Raw genomic sequence first — 22,360 nt, forward strand, 5'->3', positions numbered from 1 at the left:
TGCAGAAACCCATTCACTTCATCTTTAAAATTAAAAATTATGGCAGCCAAAGGAGATTACCCCATTCCTAAATTTCATTTCCAGGTAGAGTGGGGTGATGATTTCAGAATAGGCTTCACAGAAGCCAGCGGTCTCGACTTTGAAACGGAAGTAATTGAATACCGGGAAGGGAACAGCAAGAAATACAATAAAAGCAAACAACCTGGTTTAACCAAGTTCAGCAATATCACTTTAAAGAGAGGTACGTTTGAAGGCGACTTCGATTACTATAAAGAATGGCGTAAAACCTATTTATTCCAGGAGGGAAATAAAACAGGCTCTATGTATCGCCGAACCATTACCATTAAGTTGCTGAATGAAAACCATGAAGCCATTATTACCTGGAAACTGCAGAATGCGTGGCCTTCCAAAATACAATCAACCGATCTTAAAGCGGATGCCAATGAGGTGGCAATCGAAACCATGGAACTGGTACATGAAGGCTTGGAAATAATGAATGTTGATTAATTATGGCAGTTGAAAAAACAAGAAACCCGGATAACTTTTATCAAACGGTGAACTTTCATTTTCGTGTTGAATTTGTAAGGGAAGCGCAGGCGTTAGATATCAGTTTTCAATCGGTAACGGGGTTGGATTCCACCTTAGATACGGAAACGGTAAGAGAAGGAGGCGAAAACCGTTTTGAACATGTTATACCGTTAAGAAGAAAGTACGGCCCGCTTATTTTAAAAAGAGGGGTATTAACACCAACCGAATCGGGGATAACAAAATGGTTCAAACAGGTTTTTGACGATGAAAAGGTAATGCCGATCCCTACAGTGCACATTAAACTTTTAAATGAAGAACATCAGCCACTCATGCACTGGACAATTAATAATGTATGGCCCCGGAGCTGGAAAATAGGTGAATTGAACGCGGAGCGGGGAGAAGTATTAATTGAAACACTGGAACTGAATTATAATTATCTCATCTTAAATGATTGATACATCATGCCAATTGAAGTTCGGGAGCTGGTCATAAAAGCAACTGTTACGCAGGAAACAACAGCAGGCGATGCATTACAGCCTACCACCAATAATGCAGTTACCCCTAATGAAGAAATGATCAATAGCTGCGTGGAAAAAGTGTTAGCCATATTAAAAGATAAAATAGAACGATAGTCATGGAAAAACTCAGGATATATGCTTTCCTCGACAGGAATTTTGTTGATCCCGGCGAAGGGATCAGCCGTTTGCAACCCGCTTTTATGGCGCCCATCAATCCTGAATCGTTTACTAAGAATTTAAAAATTGATCTTGATCAGCGGCGTGGGCATGGCAGCCATGGAACCGACCTGCGGTTCCGGTCAACCGTGCCGGAAGAATTAAGATTGGAATTCATTCTGGATGGCACTCAAACCATGGAAGGATACGGAGGGGAGGATAGTTCTCTTAAAACAATGAAAGTGCATGGCCAGATCAGAAAGTTCTTAGACAGTGTTTATAAATACCAGGGAGAAATTCATCGCCCTAAATTTTTATTATTGATATGGGGTTCTGAAATACGGTTCCGCTGCATTCTGTCTAACCTTGATATTAACCACACCCTGTTCAACCAGGATGGAGAGCCATTACGGGCAAGACTAAACGCTACTTTTTTAAACTATAAAGCCAGGGAGGAAAGATTGGCCGAAGAAAGGCAGCAATCTGCCGATCTTACCCATCAGCGCATAGTGCAGCAGGGCGACCGTTTGGACCTCATGACCTTCAGGATATACAACGATTCAAAATATTTTTTGCAGGTAGGTAAGGCAAATGCACTTACCCATGTCCGTAATATAAAAGCAGGAACCGGCCTTTTTTTTCCACCCTTTGATAAAAATGAAACATAATGGAAGAAATATTAATTCCCAATGCTTCAAAGCACGATGTTGCTACTTTCAGTATCCTGGTAGATGATCAGGCAATCAATCCTTCTTACCAGGTATTGTCGCTATCTGTAGCTAAGGAGATCAACCGCATTCCCGCTGCTAAAATTATTTTACGGGACGGCGAAGCCAGCGATAAATCATTTGAGATCAGCAATAGCAATGACTTTATTCCGGGTAAAAAGATCCTGATTAAAATAGGGCTCGATGGAGATGATACACAGGTTTTTAAAGGTATCATCATCCGCCACACCATCAGGGTAAAAGAAAATGGTGATGGCGAATTGCAAATTGAATGCCGCGATGAAGCAGTAAAGATGACGACTGGCAGGCATAGCCGCTATTATGAAAATATGAAAGATAACCGGCTCTTTGATGAACTGATCGGACGATACAACGGATTGCAGGCCGATGTTGCAGAAACAAAATTTACGCATAAGCACCTGGTGCAGCATCACCTCAGCGATTGGGATTTTATGTTACTGCGCGCCGAAGCCAATGCCATGCTGGTGAATGTAAATGATGGGGTGATAAAAATTTCGAAACCCGACACCACAACCGAACCTGTATTGCAGGTAACCTATGGTTCATCCATATTGGAATTTGAGGCGGAGATGGATGCCCGCACTCAATGGAAAAATGTAAAGGCCGCATCGTGGGATTATGCCAACCAGCAGTTATTTGAAGCTGAAGCCGATGAGTTTGCTGCTTTTGCACAGCATGGAAATATCGCAGGCAGCCAATTGGCCGAAGCGATCAATCTCAATGCTTACGAAATGAAACATAGCGGTCATGCGCTGGAACAGGAACTGCAGGATTGGGTAGATGGCATTATGCTGCGCAGCAGACTGGCGAAAATAAGGGGACGCGCAAAATTTACAGGTTTTGCCGGTATTAAACCCGGTGATATGGTAAAGCTTGAGGGTGTTGGTGAACGCTTTAAAGGGAAGGCTTATGTAACAGCGGTGAAGCAGGAGATGGGGAATGGGATGTGGGATACGCATGTGCAGTTCGGGCTTGATCCAGAGAGATATGCTTTTATTCATCAGGATATGCGAGATGCACCGGCTGCAGGATTGGCAGGAGCTGTTCACGGACTGCAGATTGGCATTGTAGTTCAGTTGCAAAATGATCCTGATGGAGAAGACCGGATAAGGGTAAAAATTCCGGTAATTGATAATGATGACCAGGGCATATGGACAAGAATTGCCAGTTTGGACGCAGGAGAAGACCGGGGTGCATTTTTTAGACCAGAAATTGGCGATGAGGTAATTGTGGGTTTTATTAATGATGATCCGCGCGATGCCATAGTACTGGGCATGTTGCATAGCAGCGCCAAACCGGCTCCCATTACCGCGCAGGATGTAAATCATGAAAAAGGATTTACCACCCGCAGCAAAATGCATCTGCAGTTTAACGATGATACTAAAACCATAACCATTGATACCCCGGCAGGCAATAGTATAACCATAGACGAACAGGGAATGAAGATTGAAATAAAAGATCAGAACAGCAATAAAATAACGATGGCAACTTCGGGCATTACAATAGAAAGTCCTAAGAACGTGGAAATAAAAGCAGGCGTGAACCTCACTTTATCCGCCGCTGCATCACTTACAATAGGTGCTGCATCGCTGGGTGTTAAGGCAGATGGCAATTTAAGCCTGGAAGGCGCATTGGCTAAATTGAAAGCGCAGGGCATTACAGAGATCAGTGGGTCATTGGTGAAGATAAATTGAGGTGTGAGGTGGTGAGGTATCAGATCGGCACCCGGGGATGGAGGGTCTCAGGTTACAGGTTACAAGGTGGACACAAACTACAAACCATAAACTATAAACAATAAATATCACCCAACTATGCCTTCCGCAGCACGACTATCTGATATGCATACCTGCCCAATGGTAACTGGTGTGGTGCCACATGTAGGCGGGCCAATAAGCGGGCCATGCGTGCCAACAGTGTTGATTGGCAGTCTTCCTGCGGCAGTAGTGGGCGATCTGTTGGTATGTGTTGGTCCGCCCGATACCATTGTAAAAGGATCGGCCACCGTGCTCATTGGCGGCAGACCGGCAGCAAGACAGGGTGACCTTACAGCGCATGGCGGGGTAATTGTGATGGGTTTGCCAACGGTGCAGATTGGAGGATGATGGAAAGTGATAAGTGATAAGATGCGTGAAACAATTAAAGTGTTAAATCAAAAAGATGAACCAACAATTCAATTCATTTCTTGGAACAGGCTGGGCTTTTCCCCCCGCTTTCGACAGGGATGCAGCCACGGTAGCGTTGGTGAGCGATGAAGAAGATATTAAACAGAGTTTAAACATCCTCTTGTCTACCAGCCTGGGCGAAAGGGTGATGCAACCCCGGTACGGATGCAACCTCAATGATTATTTGTTTGAGCCGCTCAGTAGTTCCATGATCGGTTTTATAAAAGACAGGGTGCAATCCTCCATTTTAATTTATGAATCCCGCATCGTAGTAGACAAAATTGAAGTAACGCCCGATGGTTCTTTTGATTTGATGGAAGGGCGGTTTATCATTAATGTGGAATATACCATTCCAGGAACCAATTCGCGGTTTAATTATGTGTATGATTATTATAAGAATGAAGCGTTAAAGCCGGTGTAGTAGCAAAAACAACTTTACTGAACCATGTTTGATTGCAATAACCTTATACATCCTTTTCAAAACGACCCCGGTGTAAGTCAGCAGCAGCGGGTGATGGATGACTTATTATCTGCCTCACCAAAAATTGACGGGCGCAACATAGCTGATTTACTGCATTACTTTGTACAACTTTCTCCTCATGTTAATTATTACGATGAAAAGCTGAATGTAAGCGACTGGCAGCCATTTTTTCAAAAGAGTATTCCGTTTACGTTGGCAGCCATTATTAAATATGATATAAACGCTGTTACCGAAAAAATTGATCACTATAAAAAAACATTCAGCAGGCATCCCTCCAAAGCCGGATTGCAATTGCTGCTTCACTATGTATTTCAGGAGGTTATTAACCGCATCAATGGCTGGCATTTGCAGTTAAAGGGGAGCGGACTTCCGGTAGAACTGGTTGTTGAAAAACTGATTAAGGACAAACTGCGGGAGCCGTTAAAAAAAATGATCTGCAATAATAATGTAGCGGTAAAATATTATTGCATAAAACCGGTTGATTTTGCCCGTCTTGCTGCAAACGAAGTGTGGAACCTTGATTTGACTGTGGAGAACGCAAAAGAAAACTGTAAACCGCAAGGTAAAAGTAAACGCAAACGGCTTATCTCTTTAAGAGATCAGGTTGTAAGCCTCCTGCCTTTCTTTTTGGATGCTATTCACATTATTGCCGGTACTGCTGCGCAAAGTATGGAACAAAGCCTTTTCCCGCTGAAAGAAGAGTTGCAGAAGAATCATACGCCTCATTTAGCATTGTTGTTTGCTTTTTTGAAATTGTTTCAACACCTGCAGGGAGATCTGAATACATATACTAAAAAGCATCTTGATTTTTTTTACAAACAGGTTCTGAAATTAAAAGCCCGTGAAGCAGTGCCAGATAAAGCGCATATCGTTTTTGAAATCCAAAAACAATTGGATAAATATTTACTGAAAAAAGGACTCTTAGTTAAAGACGGGAAAGATAATAACAAATCAGAAATCCGCTTTGCGCTCGATGAAGAAATGATTGTGAACAAAGCACAGGTAGCGGATAAGCGCACGCTCTTTCTTAATAATCAGAATGCATTTGAACATACTTATGTAGAAGGCGTATACATGGCGCCCAATGCAGATAAGGCGGATGGGCTGATAAAAGATTTTAAGGATACTGATCCCGGCAGTTTTGCAACACTGGGTGCTAAGCTCAGCAAATACACCGACCCCGAAAAATCGTTGGCCCAGCCATATCCCAATGCCCGGATAGGGTTTATCCTCGCATCACCGGTGTTGCTAATGAAAGAAGGAAAAAGAACAATAGATATAACAATAGCCTGCGGATTAAAAGATGATTACTGCAATAAGATAACCATAGCGGAAACACCACCATCGCAAAACTGCTGCGAGGAAAGCACACCCGGTACGCCGGGAACGGCAACCATCCTGCAAAAAAAATATCCTGATTTTATTGATTCCCCCGGTTTTTACAATGACATTGTTGCGGCGCTGAATGAAACGTATTATTATATCAGTGAGCACCTGGTTGTGGATGCAGTAAAAAAAGGGATCAGTAAAGAACTGGAAAAAAAGCTGCGCATTTTTCTTATCCGCGAAAGGAAAGTATGCTATTGCCCGGAAGAAATAAAGCAATATGATGCGGTTATAAAAAAAGCGCGCTGGGATATTTTTTACAACGCCGCTTTGCCTGCCGAAAGAACTGTATTGGATGAACTGTTTAAACCCCGGAAAGCTTTAAAGCTGTTATTCAGCGGGGAGCAGGAATGGATTGAACCAACCGGCGCTTTAGCCATTACTATAAGCCCTGCACTTGCTGCAGGTAAATTTCTTTTGCAGATCAATGTCACGCTTACACCCGATCAACCTGCTGTAGGCTTTTATAACAAAGAAAAGTTGAAGGAGGATTTTAATACCACCCTGCCTTTGGTTAAAATTGAACTGGATGATAAAATAAAATTGGTATTTACAGGTAATGAACTGGAAGAAAGGATAGAAAATAAAGGAGATACCGATAATTGTTGTTTGTTAAAAGCATCATTCTCCGATATGCATACTGTATCCTTATATCATTTTTTCCGGAATGTAACTATATTGGATAAATTAAGTAACAACCCGCCCGATGCAACAAGGATTGATGTAAGCGTATGCGGGCTCAAAAATTTTGTTGTACAGAATGACGAGAGCGTACAGGATGCAAATGGCCTTGTATATCCGTTTGGAACGCGGCCAGACATTGTTGATTTTAGTGTGGTCAATCCAACGGCTTGCATTACACAGGCTTTTGTTAACGACGCAGCGCCGGTTATCTCTGTTAAAGCCAGAAACTATCTTCAAAGTCTCATCACTCCTGCAAACGGATTCAAAAAAGTAATAGCAAAAAATGAGCTGGAACTTTTTTTAGATATAAAAGACAATAGCAATAACCCGGTTTTCAATAATGCCGATAAAATAGCAATAAGAGCATTGATTAATGACAAAACAAAAAGCTATTGTCTTCACAATCAAACGGGTCCCAATTTTTATATAGGATCGGGTGAAGTTTTTTGCAAGAAATGGAATTCGGTAAGGGTTAATTTAAACTGGAAAGACAAACCCAATGATTTTAGGGAATATTATAATGCCTACGTGGTGGAAGATGTAAACCTCCAGGTATTTGGATTGGACCAGGATAATTTTAAAATTAAAGTTTCCGTGCTTCAAAATGGCAGTTGGGTTGACGAAGTGCTCAATAGAAAATTATTTGATGTTGTTCCTCCTCCCGCAATCCCCAAACTTACTCCGGCGTCTCCGCCGCCGTGTGCACCGGATCCTTTCTATAACCAGGGCATACTTTTGAAATCTTCTGATTTTCCGGGGCAGCTTAACCCGGCATTTGTTCTGACTGATACTGCAGATGCTGTTTTCAAATCAGATACCAGAAAAGGATTTATTAAAATCAATTTGCAGGAACAGGACTTTTTGCACAAAGACTATCCATTTATTTTAGCCCGGCAGATGATGGCCCTGGGAAAATATCCTGATTCCATTCTTGAAGGGGCCGTGTATAGAAAAGACGGCAATACGGTTATCGTCTTTAGAAGCCTTGGCAAAGCAATTGTTGAACTGAAAGACGAAATATTCAAATCTAAAGATGCCGCACAGGTTGCTAAGGATATAGTAGATGCATTAAATACAACTTTTGATGCTGCAATTGGCTTTCCACCGCCACCACCTGTTAATAGTGTAAGCGATGGGGAGAGAGATACACTCATTCCACTGGTTCATGGCAGTAAAACGCTTGCTGATAACGCACTGCAGAAAACGATAGACACAAAAGACAAGTTGGCCGTGCTTCAAACATTCCTGGGTATTTTTGATATTTTTACCGGGGAAATAGTTAAGCCATTAACCGTATTGATCCCTAATGAGCCGTGGACGCCTATCATTAAAAACATCTCCCTTGATTATACTGCCACAGCTACTATTGCTGATATTGATCTGATTCATCTCTATCCTTTTGATGGTACATATAAAGCAGAAAAGATAACATTACAGCCCACATTATTTCCCACATACTGTGATGAGGGCAGTTTGTTTATTGGTTTAAAAGACCTGGAACCCGGCAGTAATGTAAATGTATTATTCCAGTTAGCGGAAGCTACGGCCGATTCGGAGTCGGATATAGAAGAAGTGAACTGGTATTACTTAGATAATAATCAATGGAAATTACTCCGCAAAGGCTTTGAAGTATTGGATGATGCTACAGATGGTTTAACCACTTCGGGCATAGTAAAATTTGCATTGCCTGAAAACATGACAAAGGATAATACGATCCTTACCAAAGAACTGCATTGGATTAAGGCGTCCATTCCTAAAAATAGCAAAACCGTTAGCGAAACCATCGGTATATACACCCAGGCTGTCCGTGCTACCTTCACCAATGAGGAAGGAAATGACAAACTGCGTCTTTCTCAGCCACTGGCGGCCGGCGCTATATCCAAACTGAATGAGGCCGATGCCAATGTTAAAAAATTAAGTCAGCCTTTTGATTCCTTTGGTGGTCGTGTGCCGGAAGCTGAAGGGCATTTTTATGTGAGGGTAAGCGAATTGCTGCGACACAAAGGAAGGGCGATACAAAAATTCGATTATGAACGGTTAGTGCTGGAAGCTTTTCCTCAATTGTTTAAAGTAAAATGCATCAATCACAGTTTCGCATTGAATGCGCATGAATACAAAAACGATTTTCCCATTGCTCCCGGTTATGTGCTGCTTGCAGTTATTCCCGATTTAAACCAATTAAAAGCCGCCCAATCTTTTGAGCCGCGGGTTCCGGTAAGCATGCTTGATGATATACAGGAATACTGTAAAAAACGCAGTTCAGCTTTTGTGCGTTTCCGGGCGATGAATCCACGATATGAAAAAGTACATTTCTGTTTAAAAGTAAAATTGATCGCGGGCAAAGATGAAAATTACTATAAAGAAAAGCTGAAACAGGACCTCCGTGAATTTTTAGCGCCCTGGGCAATTGGGGAATATGATAAGCTACGGTTTGGCCAGTGTGTTGGCCGGTCTGAAGTTATACGTTTTTTAGAAACAAGAGATTATGTGGATTATATTATTGATTTGCTTATGCGGCATGATGATGATCCCTGGCCGGATAAAACAAAAGAGGAGGAACTGGTAAGTCCGGTATGTCCTAAAACGCCGCGCAGTATTTTAATTGCAGGTGATATTGATGTTTGTATAGTGGGTAATGATTGTGAGGAATGGCAAAAATGCCATAATGAACAGGGCCTGGAAATGGATTGCTGTGAAAATAAAAGAATACCGGTTGTTGACTATTGCATAAAAGACATCATAGGATAATCATTTGGGATGGCAGAAGAATCAAAAAATATTACACTTATTGGCAAACAAAATTCGGGCTTCCCGGATTACCTGGATTTTGATAAGCTAAGAACGGAAGGTATTGATTACCTGGGAAGATTGGGTGGTAAGATATGGACAGATCATAATGTGCACGACCCTGGTATCACTATCCTTGAAATGTTGTGCTATGCATTGCTCGATCTCGGGTATCGTACCAACCTGCCGGTAGAAGATCTGCTTACCCCGAACCCGGACGATAAGTCGCAGGATAACAATTTTTTCACACCTGCACAAATACTGACCTGTAACCCGCTTACCATTACCGATTTTAGAAAGCTGCTCATAGATATAGAAGGAGTTAAAAATGCCTGGCTGGAAGTTGCAACAGATGAGATTGATTTCTGTCGCCCTCCCCGCCAGCCTGGTCCTGTACTAACGGCAACGGCTGTCGCTTTACCCAGCGGGCAGGAATGCACAGATTATCTGAATGGGTTGTATCATGTGTATATTGACCTGGAAGAGCACGTTGAAAAAATATACAAAGACGATCCTGAAGCAAAGAAAAAGTATCTGAAGGACATGGAAGGTAAGATCAAAGATGCACTGATGGCGCACAGGAACCTTTGTGAAGATTTTATTGATATTTATTTCTTATGTAAACAGGAAACAGGTATATGCGCCGATATAGAGCTGGAAGAGGGCGCCGATGCTGAAAAGGTATATATGGATGCAGTAGAAAGATTGAGCGATTTTTTTTCCCCCGCTCCCCGGTTTTATACGCTTCCGCAGTTATTGGAAAAACAAAAATCAATAGATGAAATTTTTGCCGGACGCCCTTATAACATTACCGAAAGCCATGGTTTTGCGGATACCGAAGAACTGGAACAACTGAAGCTGAGAAAAGAGATTCATTTGTCGGATGTATATCATGTTTTATTTGACGTAGAAGGGGTTAACGCAATTCGGAATCTTCGCCTGCAAACCTGTAATGCTGGTATTACATATCCTGTTAAGGGCTGGAAATACCATATTCCCCAAAATCATGTTCCGGAATTTTCACTGGGTTGTTCGGGATTTCAATTTAGCAGGAATGGCATGCCCGTATTTATAGATGTAAAAAAATTTGAAGGCCTTTTTGAGATCGGCTTTGCACATAACGGAAAAGTGCTGCATCAACCGCCATCGCCTTATCTCGACAGTGAAATTCCCAAGGGAGTGTACAGGAACGACCTGGGTGATTATTATTCCATACAGAATGAATTTCCAAGGGTATATGGCATTGCGGAAGGCGGGCTGCCGGATGATGCTTCCTCCCCGCGAAAAGCGCAGGCCTATCAGTTGAAGGCCTATCTTTTGTTTTTCGATCAGTTGTTAGCCAATTATCTTTCCCAATTGCAGCATATGCGTTCTTTATTCGCTTTATCGGCATCAGATAATGACGGGGAAAATCATACTTATTTTATCAGCCAGCTTTCATCCGTTCCCGACCTGCAGAAACTGCTTCGTTTTAATAGCAATGAAAGCAATGCAAATGCTTTGGGCACAGAGGGCACTATACTGGTGCTGCCGGTAGATAAGATGAAATTGCTTGAGCTTAAAGAGAACAATACATTAAAGGACTTATCGCCGGATAATATCGAACCCTATACTTTTGCCACCGTGGCCGAAAGGGATACAGTTATCAGCCAGTTGAAGAACGACCTTGTATTTGAACAATACGAATGTGTGTATGTTACTAAAGCCGATGATTGTGTTTACTATTATATCCTTACCAGCTCTGATGAAATAGCCCTGATTAGTAAAAAATATTTTAAAAATTTGCAGGAGGCTGCGGAAAATGCCAGTTCAGTAAAATACATCGGAACGTTTAGTGAGAACTATCGTTCCTTTGTTTCTGCAACCGGTAATTTTTCATTTGATATTGAGCTCAACCTGCTCACATTTGAAAAATACCTGCAACTGATTGTTGAAAACAAGGAATTGTTTGTGCAACGCAGGCAGCAATTTTTAAATCACCTGCTCTCCAGGTTTGCCGAACAATTTACCGATTACGCGCTATTGTCATTTGGTTTTTCCAATAACCGGGACGCAGCATCATCCGGTATAAAAAGCAAAGAAATATTTTTAACGCATTACGCAGATCTCAGCAGCAACAGGGGTAAAGCCTTCGATTACTTAGAGAACAACTGGAACAATGATAATGTTTCCGGCTTCGAAAAAAAAGTGAAAGCCGCCAGCGGAATCGCTAACTGGAAGCGGCGTAGTCTTTGCAATTTTGAAGTAGCTGAATATGAAGAGCAGTTTGAAGTGATATTAAAAATTGCCGGCACTTCCTGGTTCAGGATTGATGAAAAATTTGATACGAAAGACGAAGCATTGATGGCAGCCAGAGCCCTGTTTACAGCTTTACCCGATAAGGAAAATTATCAACCTGAATTTATCAAATATGATAATGCGTATAAACTAACCCTGCATTACGCGCCAAACCTCTCAGCGGTTTTCCCGTTTCAATATGCTGCAAAAGAAGACGCGATGGCTGTTGCCGGTAACATTACAGGACTGTTTATACCAAAAGATCCGGCGGCCGCAGTATTTGAAAGCGCCTATATATATATTCCACGATTAAATGATTCCGGTGGAAAGCAGGTTCGCAGATCAATAGCGTTTTATTCCTCTGAAGAAGAAGCGCGAAAAGCAGTATTGAAAACAATAACGAAAATTGACGATCGTAAAAAATGGGAATATGGTGAAGGTGCTGCTCCCCTGGGCGCATTGGTTTATGATGTAAAAAGCACCGGTGCCTTATCCTTTATTAATACAGATGCTTTTAAAATTGACATTAATAACAGCATCGTCGGAAAACCTGACCGATTTACCTATGACCTGTTAGATAAAGAAAATAACTTCAAATTTCAATCCGTAAATGAATTTAATGATGCTGCTGAAGCACTCGCAGATGTCGCTGTATTATTGGGCTTATTAACCAGTGAGCAGAACTATGAAATTTTCCGGAACACTGCAACCGGTAAGTTTACTATCCGGATAGCAGATCAGGGAAGCGTAAGGGCTGTTTGTATAATTGAAAGCAATACAGAAGCAGAAGCGGGGCAGATTCAGCTTCTGGTCCTTAATATTGTAAAAAAGAATCGTTACTTTATCGCAATAGAGAAACAGCCCCATCGCTGGAAATTCAATTATAGTCTGGGGTATGAGAAAAATAACCTGTATTTATTTTATAGTGTACATGATTACACAAATCCGGAAGAGGCGCTTGCCGCCGCCACCTTATTTTATAATGCCTTGTCAACCTTACGCGTTGACGCCGTCAAACATGAGCTTTTTTTAGTGGCGCATAGGGATGATATACCTGTTAGCTCTGCAAAACTAATTACTGAAGAGGATCCTGGAGATATAACCAGGCTAAAAACTGCTATAGATAAGCTATTGCTGGAACAAAGAGAAATACAACGCCTTTCAGAAAGTACTGATCCTGCCGCGTTCTCTGGTAGTGTGCGTATAGATCCTGTTAGTGAACAGGGCTTGTTTGTGTACCGGCTGGTAGACAAAGACCGGCCTTTTGCTTTTTATAGCAAGCCTTTTGCTGATAAAAATAGTGTTGCACTGGAATTAAAGAACCTGGTTAAATTGTTTAAATACGGTGCCGGCTACCTGCAAATTTGTATGGGTGGCGATATCATTAATAAAAGAAAAGATGAGGTCACAAAGATCACCTGGTATCACTACCAGCTTAAATGTCTGAATCAATTTTATCTGTCAGGTCCTTCGACGGGAAAACCGCTGATTCTTTTTGAAAGCACGGAAGGCTACCAAAACAGTGACGATGCAGAAAAAGCATTTACCGAAAATTACCTGTTGCTGCTGCACATGGCATCTGATCCGGTCAATTATGGAAAATCCATAAGTCTTACAGAAACTCCTATTCATAATGCAGATAGCTTCGGCAATAACGACAGTATTGTTTTTGTACCTGCAGCAACGAAAGATGCGCTGGGCGTTACGGATAATGTGGTGATAGCTGCACTAGTGAAAATGGCACTTACATATCCCATACGGATGGTGCAGCATAAGTCAGAGCGGTTTTATGAACTTTTTCCCTGTGAACAAAATCCCGGTGAAACCCATACGGATAATTGTGTTAAGAAAAATGAGCCATATGTATATTATTTCACATTGTTATCTCCGGAGCAGGGGACTGAAAAATGGCAGAGCTTAAAATTCTATACCAGTTCCGGAGAAGCAAAGAAGGAATTTGATTTTTTCCTCATGCTTTTGTGGTACCCGGGCAACTATTACGCGGATTGTGATTGGTGTGCTGATGATAAAACCATATACCGCGTTTACCTCAGGGAAGTGCTGGCAGAAAGCGCTGAACGCTTTAGTACGGAAGAGCAGGCCTGGGGCAGGGAAGGCGTGCAAAAACTCATTTGTACTTCACAAACCGGGAACGCTTTTCATATGTACAGGCGAAAAGAAGACTGCTGTTATTCATTTTATGTGGCCTGCGGCACCGGGTTTATTTATCATCCCTGCAAATATGATACACCGCAAAAAAGAGATGAGGCATTATTGAAATTGTACCAGTCAATTAAGGAAACAGTACAAAAAAAAGCATGGCAAACTGAAAATAATGACAATGCAGTTGTATTGAGAAATGGCAATGGAGTTGTGTTTGCCGCTGTTCTTATCAATAACGGGGACAATAATTGTATAAGCGACAGGATAGCAGCTTTAACCGGATGCGTTGACTCAGACAATAATTATAAGGAAGAGGAAGGAAGAATAGTTTTAAGGAACGATCAAAATGAAATAGTTGCCGCCTCAGTTCAGAAAAATATAACCCTTACAGCATGGAAAGAAATGTTGCAGTTGTTCGTTTGCTATTATCCGGTAAAAAAAACGATGGATGTAAAAACCGGTGGCAATAATTACAGCTACTGTATAGAAATAAAATTACCCGGCTTCAATACCTGCAGTGAAGACATGCTGGAAGAAAAGCCCTGCGGCTGCGGCAGTGAAGCCGCAGAAGGTGAATCAACCTGTTATATTGCATGGAAAGGTGATTGTTGCTATGCCTCATGCGCGGAAGCGGAGCAAGCTTTACAAACGATTACCAGGTTGTTACTGAACTACAGCTATTACCAGCCTGTATTTGATTGTGAATGCTATTCCTATGGCATTGCCATTCAGTTCAGCAGGAATACGGTGATAGCCGATGAAAATATTACCTGGTACTGGCAGGAAGCAGCTATCCGCAACTGGCACAGCAGTGAAATAGTAGCGGTTAACCCACAATGTTATACCAGCCCCGAGATGGCTTGTGAAGCAGTAACCCGTGCCGGAGAGCGGATCAACAGCGAAGGGCTGCACCTGGTAGAACATATTTTGCTACGCCCGCGGTGCAACCCGGAAGATTGCCGTTGCGAACAATACAATAAGCAGTGTGAAGATGAAACAGGATGTCGTTTTGTATGGCCTGCTCAGGCCGATGATCCGTGCACGGAAGAAAAGGATATCTGTTTTGTTCCGGGCGCCGACCGGTATTCTTTTATTGCTACCATCGTATTGCCTGCCTGGCCGGAACGTTTCCGCAAAAAAGAGAACAGGGCGTTGCTTGAAAATATTTTATACCGCGAAGCTCCTGCACATATATTGCTGCGCATATTGTGGCTGGCGCCACACGATTTTTGTTGCTTCGAAACAAAATATAAGGGCTGGGGCCGCTGGCTTGCACAAAAGAAAAATTGTGTTGATGATTTCTCTGTATGTGATTTTCTTGCATTCTTATTTGACCGCAACTATGAATGTTTGGATGATTGTATGGTATGTCTTCCCTGCGGAGATGATATACAGCATGCCGGACCTTGTTTTGATGAAGCGGATAATACAGAAAGAAAGAATACATATTTGTCTCAGATCAATGATCTCTATTGCTGGTATGATCAAAACTGTGATCAATACAAATTTGAACCCTGTGAAAAAAGTGAAACCGATAATCCGGATGTTCCGGGTGTCCCCCTATTAAACATAGAAGAGCAGCCGTTGAATGCAATAAAAGAAATAAAAACTTCGCCTGTTAAAAAATCCGCCATCACCAGAAAAGAAAATAAACCAGCAACTGCTTTATCAGGGAACAATCCCGAACCAGGCAGGCAGAAACGCCAGGTGGTAAACAGCCGCCTTGCTAAATACAGGAAGGTTGCAGATGATATATTTGAAAAATCGGACAATAATACTGTAGCAGCAAAAGTGCAGCGTTTTTTGCTGGATCCTTATCCAACGCAGCAAAGACTAACAAAATTGATAATTGAAGTGCTGCAAAATAATAATCCTGAAAAAATGGGGAAAAGGCTCACAAAAAAACAAGTGCGGGAACTGCTGCAAACGAGTATTTGTTATTTTTTAGATAAGATTTTTTTTAATGGTAAGGATAAGCCTAAGCCCGGCGAATTAAAAAGAATTATTGAAAAGCTGCGAAAAGCAGAAACAGATATGAAGGCTTTATATGATTACTGGGGCTTTGCTGAGATCATGGCCTTTGAACCCGGCCTGAATGAGACAGAAATACATAATCTTTTTTTGGGAAATGCAAAGTAACCTGTTATGCAACACATCATAAAAAAACAGGTCATTAGCCTGGCGATCAATAAAAAATCCGGTGCATTTCGCATGCAACAAGCAATGAGTGCGCATTACCGGAATAAGGTATTGCCAGTGCTGGAAAATGTTTTTAACGAACTGTCGCACGATGATGAAATGATTCATATTGATCATTTGGAAATTAACCTGGGCGAAGTTTCAGAAGATGAGATTAACCGGGATGACTGGGGTGAAGATATACGTTCAACAATAAAGGAACAATTGTATGCTCAAATAGGCCAAGCCCGGGAAAGAAAGCAGATTGGCCACGAAGCAAAAGCAATTGGTATTTGCAGGCAGTGGCTCTTTTATATGCAAAACGGTTATTTGCCCTGGAATACGCTGCAGGTAAATGAAGCATGGTATAACCAGGTGCTGGAAGCGCTTGCTGCCGACTATAACAGCGTGACCGAATTAAGAGGAATCATCAAACAACAACCGGCTGTTAGCCACAGGATCGTATGGCAGCACAGTGAAAAGTTTCTGATTCAACTGGTGACTATTTTGGCTCCCGAAGATCGGCCTGGCCTGGCCAATGTAATAAATGGCTTACAGCAAATGTTTTCCCGATCAGGGGAGCCCGCACCAACAGGCACGCAGGAGAGCGCATACAAGGTTAAATTATGGGAGCGGCTGATATTTTTATCTGCCGGTTTAGAAAAAGGACTTACTCCAAAACGATTGGTGGAAGAAGTTCGGAAAATCAATGACATCACAATAGGTTCCGGTGAACTACGGGTAGAAAGCATTGATGAAGAAGGATTATTTGTACAGTATGCGGGAATAGTATTGATACATCCATTTCTTTCCACGTTGTTTAAACGATTGCAATGGGTGAAAGAAGGTAAGTTTGAAGACGATAAATCAAAACAAAAAGCGCTTCACCTTTTACATTATGCCGCTACGGGCAGAGAGGAAGCGGAAGAATATGAATTGGTTGTTCCCAAAATACTATGCAACTGGCCGCTGGCAATGCCGATAGAAAGGGATGTTGAACTAAATAAAAACGAATTAGATGAAACAGACAGAATGCTGATAGCGGTTATTGAACAATGGCCGGTTTTGCAAAATACTTCAGCAGATGGACTGCGCGAAGGATTTCTGCAACGAAAGGGAAAGTATTTTAAAAGGAATGACAAACGGTATCTGCAGATAGAAAGCGCTTCAATAGATGTGTTGCTAGATCAACTGCCCTGGAATATGGGAATTATTAAGCTGCCCTGGATGAAAGATATGTTGTGGGTGGAGTGGAGATGAGGGGTAAGAGGTGAATAGTGAGAGGTGAGAGAGAAAAGTGAGAAGTGAAAAGTGAGTAGTCGGGATGTGAATTGAGTAGTCAGTGGTAATATCACCACCCCGGTTAGTGTCTCCACTAACCGGAAAAAATATAATTAAACGCTTCGCTATATACGTTAAATATGAAAACGGCTGAACCAAAAACAGCAACTGTTGCCAGCAATGCAAAGGCAAATCAGCCTTTCTTCGCAAAAGAAGGGGATGGACTTTTTTTTAAAGAAGGCAAAAGGGAAGCTGCTTTTTTTAAATCGTCATCTTTGTATAGTGTAAATGGTCAGGGGGTATTGCAGACAAAATCTGCTTCGCCGGCCGGCCGGCTTACGATTGGTCAGCCCAACGACAAATACGAACAGGAAGCAGATGCCATGGCGGATAAAGTGATGCAACGGATGACAACGCCTGGTGTGCTTACAAAAGAGGACACAACCGTACAGGCAAAACCGCTGACTTCTTCAATAAGCCCTTGGGTTCAGGCAAAATGCGCCCATTGCGAAGAAGAAGAAAAATTGCAGAAGAAAGAAAAGGATGAGGAAGCATTAAGGAAAGTGCAACGTAAACCTATATTTGAAAGCGATGCAAGGCTACAGGATGATGATAATAATATCCATCGGAAGTGCACCGCATGCCGGGAGGAAGAAAAGAAAATGCAACGTAAAGAAACGAATGGCAATGAAACAACAGCGGATAGCGCTTTAGAAAATTATGTTGGAAGTCTGAACAACGGCGGGGAACCATTACCCGAAAAGATACGCAGTGTTTATGAGCCGCATTTTGGTTATGATTTCAGTAATGTAAAAGTGCATACGGATACCGTTGCCGCAAAATCAGCCCAATCCATTAATGCATTGGCATATACTTCCGGGAATAATATTGTATTCAATAGCGGGCAATATTCACCAGCTACGGATAGCGGTAAAAGATTGTTGGGGCATGAGTTAACGCATGTTGTGCAACAGGGAGGAGGCATATCCCCTAAAATTCAGCGGCTGGGAGATCTATCAAAAGTTCCGCCAATGGCTTGTGATGTAGCCAATACCAGTTCCGGGGGCACAGTTGCGCTAACTTCTTTATTCCTTACATCTTCAACATCTTTATCTGCACCACAACGAAATGATATTGCCCTGTTTGCTGCCAGTTGGCAGGCAAGCGGTGGCACGGATACTTTACGTGTTGATGGATATGCAAGTACGCCTGGGGCTGATGAAATGAACTGGCGGCTGTCGTGCGAGCGGGCGCTATCGGTTTCCAATGAATTACGAAATAATGGTGTACCCGATAATATGATTGAAATATTTGCCCGGGGTGAAACAAATGAATTTGGTGCGCAGGCAAATAATCAAAGAGCGGATATTACTATGATAGCGGCGCCACCAGTTCCTGTAATTACCAGCGAAACGGTAGTAACTTCCCCGGGTTCCCGTGCCAGAACTACCGTTGGCGTTGGGGAAGAAGTGAACCTTACGCATTCTTCCGGGAACGTGGCAACTGCATGGGCCACAACTGCCGGAACCTTGTCTGCTAATGTTGGCGCCACTGTATTATTCAGTGCTCCGGATACAGCGCAAACGGTTACTGTAACGGCTGATACTGCCACTATTGATTTTACAATAATCGCTCCCGATGATGTGCATATGGACAATGTAGGCGGCTCTGTTAAACATCATCTAAACTTACCTGATTCCGGGATCCTCGCGGATGTTTTCCTGTTGCCTGATAATGTAAATTTCAATAAGGTAACTTATCGTGAATTAGACGTTGTTGGGATAGCTACATCAGGTGCATACTCATGTAATACTTTTAAAGGTGGACATTGCTCTCCTGCGGGATTGGGCCCTTGCGGAGATAAAAGCCTTACCACTACAGTGATAGCGGGCAAAGGAACAAAATCAGTTTTGGGCGATTGCGCTTATTCCGGTCATTGTGGTGGCCTGCCGCCATTTGCTCCGGGGATAATTGGCCTGTTTATTCCTTATGAATATAAAGTAGGCACAGGAAGCTTCAGAAGGTTCGCCACCGTTTTCCAGGTGCATTCACTTGGCGCCGATGCTTCCACACTAACTACACGCAAAGCCGGAGCGAATGGAAGCACTACCGTGACAGCACCGACAGCATTGATTGGCGTATGTCCTTAGTTTTAGACGAATTGAAGTTAGGTATTGGTTAATTAAAACAGAATAGCATAACGCCGCCCGGTTAGTGTCTCCGCTAACCAGCGAATAGGAATACACCTGGTAAATAAGATTAAACGCTACGTTACTGAAGTGAGCGCAAATATGAAAACGACTGAACCAAAAACGGCAACGGTTGCCAGTGCTGCAAAGGCAAATCAGCCTTTCTTCTTAAAAGAAGGGGAGGGGAGTTTTTTTAGCGAAAGCAATGGCGCATCCGCTTTCTTTAAACCTTCAAAATGTGTTGCCTGTAAGCCGGAAGAAAACAGTATCCAGCGCCAGGAAAAACCTGATGAACCAGTAACAAAAGATGTTTCACCAGGCACTACGCCATCGCCGCCTACACCAGTTCGTACCCCCCGCGCAGCCAGGTGCATTACAAATCCTGCATTTCCGGATTTCGGATGTTTTGCAGGCCAATTAAAATTAGATGTTGATGAAAATCTGCAAAACAACGCTTACCGGTTTTACCAGGCAGCGAATTTACATCCTGGCGATAATGAACTCATGTGGAATACTTTTCTGAGATACGGAATAGGCCGTAATCTTTTGCAAACAAGTTTCGGTTTTATGGGTGCAAATAAAAAATGGGGAAATATTCTTTCTTACGGTGCTGGAATAGGTATGAAGTCGTACCAGTTTCTTAAGGATGGTGAACTAAAACTGGATATACAAATACCTGTAGGAAAAGGAGTAAACCTCGATATAAAATTTGATTATAATACCAATCCCGATAAGCCGGCAGATGAGAAAGTAAATACATCCATTGGTATATCGGGTCGCTTTTAATGAATGTTGTAGCATGAAAACCGCTGAAGCAAAAACAGCATCTGTTGCCAGGATGCAAAAGGCAAATCAGTCTTTCTTTTCAAAGGAGGCGGAAGGAAATTTTTTTGGAAGTAACAATGCCAGGAAACCTTCTTTTTTCAAATCACCAACAGCTTACGGTATAAATAGCAGCGCTAAATTGCAAACAAAGTTAACCATTGGTCAGCACAATGATAAGTATGAACAGGAAGCCGATTCAATGGCCGATACAGTAGTACAGCGATTAAACGCTCCTGGTGTGCTTGTTAAAAATGAAACTGTTCAGACAAAGCCACTTGCTACTTCGATCGTTCCTTTAGTTCAAACAAAATGTACCCATTGTGAGGAAGAAGAAAAATTGCAGACGAAAATGGATGAAACGTCAGCAGTTACAGCATCTCCCACTATTGAAAGTAATTTATATGCTTCGAAAGGTAATGGGAGATCGCTTTCCGATGTTACGAAACTTCAAATGGAAAATGCATTTGGCGCTGACTTTTCGGGTATACGTATCCATAATGATAGTTCGGCAGTACAAATGAATAAAGATTTGCAGGCGCAGGCTTTTACGCATGAACATGATATTTATTTTAATGCCGGTAAATATGATACCAATAGCACAACCGGTAAGCATTTGCTTGCTCACGAATTAACGCACACCATTCAGCAGGGAGCTTCCTTACTTATCCGGAAGCAGCCTGCTCTGAAAAAAAACACTGAGATTGATGCCCGTAAAACAGCTCCTGCAATTCAGCGATCAATGGGGTTTGAATTTCAAACAAGAAATAAAATAACCACGAACCAGGACCGGAAATTCCCAAGGAAGTTTGGAAAGTATTTTCACAAAGGGAAAACCGGGGTGGAAATGCAGACAGATACAGGCAGTGTACTGGAGTTTGAGACAGCACCATTTCGCACCTGGTCTAAACTGGAAGCTCAGATACAAGAAGCAGTTGATATAGTGAGGGCGATCAATAACAGCTTTGGGGAAGATCCGGTATTCTCATGGAACGAGGAGCATCGCCGGTCAAAAATGTTTACATTCAGCGAAGAGAAGCGGATGGAGAAACTAATCCCGCTGAAGAAAGGAGAACAGTTGAAAGTTGATATCAGGGATCCCGAGTTTGTAGCCGCTATCCAGTCTTCGGAAGGGCTGGCCCTTTCACAATACGAATCTTTATTGAGAGAACATGAAAAACCGGAGTTTATTGATCCGGTTATTAATGATGCGAATGGTATTTTGGATGCAGCCAAAAAAGCAAACAAAAAAATTGGGGCAACCGTAAATACAGACAACCTTCGCGGTTTTCTCCAGGTAATTGTTAATTACATAACCCGGGGGCAGGAAGTACTTTCTACGCCAGCGCACGTATCGCCTGTAAAAGCCAGGTTTCGTCTTATGCATCGTACCAGCTTTTCCTCAATGTTTAATTCATTACTGGGTGCAGACGAGAAAACATTGTTCAAATATATCATTGCAAACAATGTGATACCCAAAACACTCAAGCTTGATGCAAACGATCCTTTGTTTGCGGAAGGCTATTGGGGTCATTTTGATAATATGATGGCGCTTTTTCAGGATGGGAAAATTACGGCCTTGTCAACCGAAGACAAAGAGGATATCCACGACTGTGCATCGAAGGTAAAACCTCCTCCGCATATTGATGCCAGCAAATGTGGTAAAAATGTTCCTCAGTCCAATATCACAATAAATCAGTGGCTGTTGAGCATAATAAGTAAAGATATAGACCTGCTTTCTCCGCCACATCGCGGCGCCAGTAGCATGGGTAAATTAAAAGTGCCATCTAAAGGGGAGGAAAAGCAGCTTGCCATTTTTGAGACACGCGGATACCGCAGAGATCGTACGCAACCTTTTTATAAATGGGTGGATTTTGCTGAAACATTGTTTCAGCAGGCGGCTGAGTGCAGGAAGCGCCCCGATACAGGAACTGATTTGATCTATGATGGAACCAACCGTTTCACCTGGGGTTTATGCCTTTTTCCTGATTAAATAGAA

Annotated in this window: 13 protein-coding genes; all 13 read left to right on the top strand. The window is 42.4% G+C overall.

Features of this window, described 5'->3' with window-relative positions; genetic code table 11:
• Positions 1–39: 39 nt before the first annotated feature.
• The 13 genes from FRX45_RS18995 (at position 40) to FRX45_RS19050 (ending at position 22,354) form a co-directional block, all read left to right on the top strand.
• Positions 40–507: a phage tail protein gene (locus FRX45_RS18995; protein ID WP_152270059.1), complete on the top strand. Its 468-nt coding sequence runs from the start codon at positions 40–42 to the stop codon at positions 505–507.
• Between the two features lie 2 nt (positions 508–509).
• Positions 510–983: a phage tail protein gene (locus tag FRX45_RS19000; RefSeq protein ID WP_152270060.1), complete on the top strand. Its 474-nt coding sequence runs from the start codon at positions 510–512 to the stop codon at positions 981–983.
• A 6-nt stretch (positions 984–989) separates the two neighbouring features.
• Positions 990–1,160, top strand: coding sequence for a DUF5908 family protein (locus FRX45_RS23360; protein ID WP_193311776.1), 171 nt, complete (start codon positions 990–992; stop codon positions 1,158–1,160).
• 2 nt (positions 1,161–1,162) lie between these two features.
• Positions 1,163–1,870: a CIS tube protein gene (locus FRX45_RS19005; RefSeq protein ID WP_152270061.1), complete on the top strand. Its 708-nt coding sequence runs from the start codon at positions 1,163–1,165 to the stop codon at positions 1,868–1,870.
• Positions 1,870–3,645: a type VI secretion system tip protein VgrG gene (gene vgrG / locus FRX45_RS19010; RefSeq protein WP_152270062.1), complete on the top strand. Its 1,776-nt coding sequence runs from the start codon at positions 1,870–1,872 to the stop codon at positions 3,643–3,645. Before FRX45_RS19005 ends, vgrG begins: the two co-directional genes overlap by 1 nt.
• Before the next feature lie 117 nt (positions 3,646–3,762).
• Positions 3,763–4,053, top strand: a complete 291-nt coding sequence (locus tag FRX45_RS19015) for a PAAR domain-containing protein (RefSeq protein ID WP_152270063.1) — start codon at positions 3,763–3,765, stop codon at positions 4,051–4,053.
• A 55-nt stretch (positions 4,054–4,108) separates the two neighbouring features.
• A complete protein-coding gene (locus FRX45_RS19020; protein WP_152270064.1) occupies positions 4,109–4,534 on the top strand; it encodes a GPW/gp25 family protein in 426 nt (141 codons plus the stop codon).
• Positions 4,535–4,558: 24 nt separating this feature from the next.
• Positions 4,559–9,412: a hypothetical protein gene (locus tag FRX45_RS19025; RefSeq protein ID WP_152270065.1), complete on the top strand. Its 4,854-nt coding sequence runs from the start codon at positions 4,559–4,561 to the stop codon at positions 9,410–9,412.
• Between the two features lie 9 nt (positions 9,413–9,421).
• Positions 9,422–16,030 (top strand): hypothetical protein, encoded by a 6,609-nt coding sequence (locus FRX45_RS19030; RefSeq protein WP_152270066.1) that lies wholly within the window; start codon positions 9,422–9,424, stop codon positions 16,028–16,030.
• A gap of 6 nt (positions 16,031–16,036) precedes the next feature.
• Complete coding sequence (locus tag FRX45_RS19035; RefSeq protein ID WP_152270067.1) at positions 16,037–17,329, top strand: contractile injection system tape measure protein; 1,293 nt, start codon at positions 16,037–16,039, stop codon at positions 17,327–17,329.
• A 161-nt stretch (positions 17,330–17,490) separates the two neighbouring features.
• On the top strand, positions 17,491–19,500 hold the full coding sequence (locus FRX45_RS19040) for an eCIS core domain-containing protein (RefSeq protein WP_152270068.1): 2,010 nt from the start codon (positions 17,491–17,493) through the stop codon (positions 19,498–19,500).
• Positions 19,501–19,641: 141 nt separating this feature from the next.
• Positions 19,642–20,325: a hypothetical protein gene (locus FRX45_RS19045; RefSeq protein WP_152270069.1), complete on the top strand. Its 684-nt coding sequence runs from the start codon at positions 19,642–19,644 to the stop codon at positions 20,323–20,325.
• Positions 20,326–20,338: 13 nt separating this feature from the next.
• Complete coding sequence (locus FRX45_RS19050; RefSeq protein ID WP_152270070.1) at positions 20,339–22,354, top strand: eCIS core domain-containing protein; 2,016 nt, start codon at positions 20,339–20,341, stop codon at positions 22,352–22,354.
• Positions 22,355–22,360: the final 6 nt, after the last annotated feature.

Source organism: Agriterribacter humi (assembly GCF_009192765.1).
Taxonomy (GTDB): Bacteria; Bacteroidota; Bacteroidia; order Chitinophagales; family Chitinophagaceae; genus Agriterribacter; species Agriterribacter humi.